Origin of the sequence: Ancylobacter lacus (genome assembly GCF_018390635.1) — a bacterium.
GTDB lineage: Bacteria > Pseudomonadota > Alphaproteobacteria > Rhizobiales > Xanthobacteraceae > Ancylobacter > Ancylobacter lacus.
The window spans coordinates 1-1,564 of record NZ_JAHBGE010000054.1; the positions used below are offsets into that span (position 1 = coordinate 1).

General features: G+C 64.2%; 1 protein-coding gene. It reads right to left on the reverse strand.

Annotated features, from left to right (window positions below; genetic code table 11):
• Positions 1–66 precede the first annotated feature (66 nt).
• Positions 67–1,506 carry an IS1182 family transposase gene (locus KHC27_RS13800; protein ID WP_213339966.1) on the reverse strand — a complete coding sequence of 480 codons (1,440 nt, stop codon included), beginning with the start codon at positions 1,504–1,506 and terminating at the stop codon, positions 67–69.
• Between the last annotated feature and the right edge of the window lie 58 nt (positions 1,507–1,564).

Consider the following 1,564-nt stretch of genomic DNA (forward strand, 5'->3'; position numbering starts at 1 on the left):
CCGAGGCTGTGTGAGAACTCTGTGGCTCGTCGCGCAGGTTGTTGCCACGGCGCGCGTCGGCTCCGGTCACCCGGCTATCGCCTTGAGGGTCGAGGCCACGCCGGCGACGGCAATGGCGCGCTTCATGTTGTAAGCCAGTATCGCCAGGCTGGCTTCGGTGGCGACGTTCTTGAGGCCGCGCGTTCGGAAGTGGGTCGCACCCATCCAGCCCTTGATGGTGCCGAAGACGTGCTCGACGGTACAGCGGCGGACCGCCATTGCGTCAGGCATCGCTTGAAGCCTGCGCTCCATCTCATCAAGCACGGCCTCATGCTCCCATCGGCGGATGCGCTTCTCCTTGCCGGCTGTGCACAGGGGACGCGACGGGCAGGCGCTGCAGGCCTTCTGGTTGAAGTAGACGCTGATGAGTTTGCCGCCCTCCACCCGGGCAAAGCGTTTCTGCAGCTGTTGACCGGCGGGGCAGCGATAGGTGTCGGTCTCAGGCTCATGCACGAACCTAGCCTTGCCCCAGAAGCCGCGCGCCTGAGCCGGTGATGTGTTGGGCTTGGGCACCATCGGGATGATGCCAGCTTTGGCGCAGGAGCGGATTTGCTCGCCCTCATAGTATCCACGATCTGCCAGGGCGATCATTTCGGCAGCGCCGGTCTCGGCCTGGGCGGCTGTGGCCATCTCCAGCAGATGCGAGCGGTCATGACCGCGGTTGGTCACCGCATTGGCGACGACGATGTGGTGCCGGGTATCGACGGCCGCCTGAACATTGTAACCGACCACGCCGCGATGATCGCTGCCGGTTGCCATGGCGCGGGCATCCCGATCGGTCAGCGATATCTGCTCATCGGGGGAGGCTTCCAACTGCTGGCCGATCGCCTCGAGTTCGCCAAGGCGCCCGCGCAGCGACGCCAGTCGCTCGGTCAGGTGAGCGATGCGCGGCGTCGCCGGGTCGGTCTCCGCCCTGTCGGTCTCCTCAAGATCGGCGAGATAGCGCGCGATGCTCTCCTCGACATGGGCCTTGCGCCGCGCAAGCTTCCCCTTGGTATAGTTCTTCTCGTGCGTGTTCACCGCGCGCAGGCGTGATCCGTCGATCGCGACCATGCCACCACCGACCAGGCCAAGGGCACGGCAGATGGCAACGAAGCGCTGGCACGCGATCTGGATGGCACCGGCATTGTCGTGACGGAAGTCGGCGATGGTCTTGAAGTCGGGTGCCAGCTTGCCGGTCAGCCACATCAGTTCGATGTTGCGGCCCGCCTCGCGCTCCAGCTTCCGGCTCGAGGTCAGCTGGTGCAGGTATCCATAGACATAAAGCTTGAGCATCGTGCCCGGCGCGTAGCCGGGCCTGCCGGTCGATGCCGGCTGCACCCGGGCAAAACCGAGCTCGGCAAGATCGAGTTCATCGACAAAGGCATCGATGATGCGGACCGGATTGTCGGGATCGACATAGTCCTCCAAACAAGCGGGCAGAAAGCTCGCCTGATGACGGTCGGCAGCCTCGACAAAACGTCCCATCTGGCACCTCCGAAGCAGTGCCTCAACCTAGCATAATCAGGGGTTTTCACACAGCCTC

Excerpts from the sequence above, each read along its gene's own strand:
- KHC27_RS13800 (WP_213339966.1), bottom strand. The coding sequence starts at position 1,506 with ATGGGACGTTTTGTCGAGGCTGCCGACCGTCATCAGGCGAGCTTTCTG.